Here is a 3083-nt window from a genome sequence, read left to right on the forward strand (position 1 = left end):
ACCTTTAACACAGCCTTATTTAAAAATCAATCAGCAGGTAAGAAGTTATTAGTCATTACAAAATTAAGTGGAGGTAGAATGTAATAAAAAAGCACCAGCAAAATACCTTGCTAGTGCTTTTTACTAATAGAGAACCCGCCATAAATAGAAGGTTGCATAGGATTCCCAATTTTTCCATGGAATCGATAACGTTAAGATTTCATCTTTTGAAGGCTTTCTATCCATATTTAGTAAAGTTTTTATTGCATTAATAAGACCTACGTCATCAATCGGAAAGGCGGTCGGAAAATGAAGGCAGCGCATCAGCACATAATTGGCTGTCCATGGACCAATCCCGCGTATTTTTATTAAGCTTTTTTCGACCTCTTTAAAGCTGCCGGCTTCCATTAACGTCGCCTTGGATAAATGGCCGCCCGACATTAATTGCGCAATGCCGATAATATATTCACTCTTCTTTACAGTCATTTTAATATCTGCAAGATCATTTGGGGTTAGCTGGGCAATTCGTTTAAAGGATGGAAATATCCAATAATTTTTGCCATTCCATTCAATTGAATCACCAAATTTTTCTACAAATTGCTTCTTTAATGTGTAGGCGAAGCCTAAATTAATTTGCTGCCCTAAGACTCCCCAACAGAGGGCCTCAAACAAATCGGGTATCCCGATGAGCCGTAATCCATAAAATTTTTGAACGGGAATATTAAGTAAGGGGTCAGTTTGCGCCATTTTATAAAAGGGAGTTAAGTCGATATCGAGGTTAAACCAATCTCGAATATAACGGACCACTTTCGTAGTATCAGATGGTTTACCTTCTATAAAGTGAACAATCATTTGGTGTTTATCATTTACTCTTATTTGTACAAGTGTGCGAATTTCGTCAAACGCGATCACCCTCGTAATGGTTTCATTTTCAATTTGATACATACATTCATTTTTATTCCGCTGTAGATAATCGAGATTTACTTTCATATCAAACTCTTCTGGCAGTTGAATCATGAGTTCTTCCTTATCTTTGTACTGTTCCTCTTCTAACGTAATACTATTTTCGGACACTTTATCTCCCCCGGATATTTGCTATATTCTATTATTATCACAAAGGTATGAAAAATAACTTTTATATCTTGCTATTACAGCCAAAAATCTATTATTTTTCCTGACGTAAAGTGTAAGATTGATTTATGTAGTTATGTTAATCGCTGAAGGTGGATCTTATTTTGAAAGTGAGGAATCTATGTTGAAACCAAAAGTTATTGTCTATAAAAAAGTCGATTCAACTGTTTTAGATTATGTTGGTGATACTTGTGAAGTTATCTATTTTGAAAATTTGGATTCGGAGACACTGCCTAGCTTTTATAAAGAATTAAAGGATGCCGAGGGGATTTTAGGCTCTGGATTAAGAATTGATGATAAGTTTTTAGAACAGGCGCCTAAACTAAAAGTAATAAGCAATATTTCTGTAGGCTATGATAATTTAGACCTCCCCCAAATTACGATGCGAAAAATTATGGCGACCAATACTCCTGAGGTTTTATATGATAGTGTTGCCGATACCGTTTTTGGTTTATTACTGGCAACCGCACGAAGAATGCCTGAATTAAATCAGATGGTAAAGTCAGGGAAGTGGACATCGAAAATTAGTGAGGAGCATTTTGGAGTCGACGTTCATCATAAGACATTAGGGATTATCGGAATGGGAGGGGTAGGCGCTGCGATTGCCAAACGTGCACATTTTGGCTTTGATATGCCCATTTTATATCACAACCGCTCACGGAATCTAAATGCGGAACAAACCTTTCAAGCAACCTATTGTACCCTTGAAGAACTTTGTCTGCAAGCAGATTTCATTGTCTTAATGACACCCCTAACTCCGACCACAGCAAAGCTAATTGGAGAAAAGGAATTTAAATTAATGAAGAAATCGGCCATTTTTGTGAATGGATCGCGGGGGGCCACTGTGGATGAAGCGGCCTTAGTCCAGGCACTTCAAAATGGAGAGATTTTAGCTGCAGGATTAGATGTGTATACCCAGGAACCAATAAGCCCAGATCATCCACTATTATCAATGGATAACGTCGTCACATTGCCGCATATTGGTTCAGCTACCTACGAAACACGGTTGAAAATGTCACAACTTGCAGCAGAAAACCTAGTGCTTGGACTACAGGGGAAACAACCACCTTTTTTAATTAATCGTGATGTGTTAACCGAAGTTCTATAAATAAACAGGCGTGAAGAATCATCTTATATAAAGAGATTCTCGACGCCTGTTTTATTTTCTTAACACCCATTTCCAGTGCCTAACACCAATTATTGTGATAATCTTAACATGGTATGTTAGAATTAAATTTGTTTGTATTACTTCTTAGGAGAGGATATTAAATGAGTAATAATGAGGTACCTTCTCTACAGAAGGATGGAAGAGCTATATTATCAAATCAACGGAATATATCTACCATAATGACTGATCTAAAGTTACTTTTTAAGGCCAATGTTTTAACTGCTAATGTCCTGCCAGTCTTTGCAGGATTCTGGTTAGCTTTACATTTTTCGAATGCTTCTTTTTCAGCCAATTTGGATGTATTCCTTTTGACCATTTTCGGAAGTACAATGGTCATTGCAGGGGCGCTAGCGCTCAATAACTGGTACGATGTGGATATTGATACTGTAATGGATCGAACAAAGAATCGTCCGACAGTAACTGGGAATTTTTCACTTAAGCAAGTATTAACAATTGGAATTTCTCTTACTGGGGTTGGATTTATTCTATTACTTTTAACTACTTACGAAGCGGCTATCTATGCTTTTGTAGGCTGGTTTACCTATTGCTTCCCCTATACGATGTGGTCAAAACGGAAGTATACCTTTAATACGGTGATTGGCAGTGTTTCTGGTGCTGTCACTCCAATGATTGGCTGGACAGCTATCGCGCCAGGATTTCAAAGAGTACCAATGATTTTGTTTTTAATCTTGTTTATCTTTCAAATGCCCCATACCTATGCAATTGCCGTTAAGAAATATAAAGAATATAAAGCGGCTGGGGTGGCAATGCTTCCCGTTGTCCGAGGACTAGCGGTGACCAAACG

Annotated in this window: 3 protein-coding genes; 2 read left to right on the top strand and 1 reads right to left on the bottom strand. The window is 37.7% G+C overall.

Annotated elements, in window-relative coordinates:
• Window positions 1-123: 123 nt before the first annotated feature.
• Window positions 124-996 carry a DNA-3-methyladenine glycosylase 2 gene (locus V7137_RS28055; protein ID WP_335701103.1) on the bottom strand — a complete coding sequence of 291 codons (873 nt, stop codon included), beginning with the start codon at window positions 994-996 and terminating at the stop codon, window positions 124-126.
• A gap of 238 nt (window positions 997-1234) precedes the next feature.
• Here V7137_RS28055 and V7137_RS28060 point away from each other — a divergent pair, with 238 nt between their 5' ends.
• Window positions 1235-2218, top strand: a complete 984-nt coding sequence (locus tag V7137_RS28060; protein WP_335701101.1) for a 2-hydroxyacid dehydrogenase — start codon at window positions 1235-1237, stop codon at window positions 2216-2218.
• 161 nt (window positions 2219-2379) lie between these two features.
• Window positions 2380-3083 (top strand): heme o synthase (gene cyoE, locus V7137_RS28065; RefSeq protein ID WP_335701102.1); only part of this gene is annotated, 704 nt, incomplete at its 3' end.

Source organism: Neobacillus drentensis, from assembly GCF_036962765.1.
GTDB lineage: Bacteria > Bacillota > Bacilli > Bacillales > Cytobacillaceae > Neobacillus > Neobacillus drentensis_C.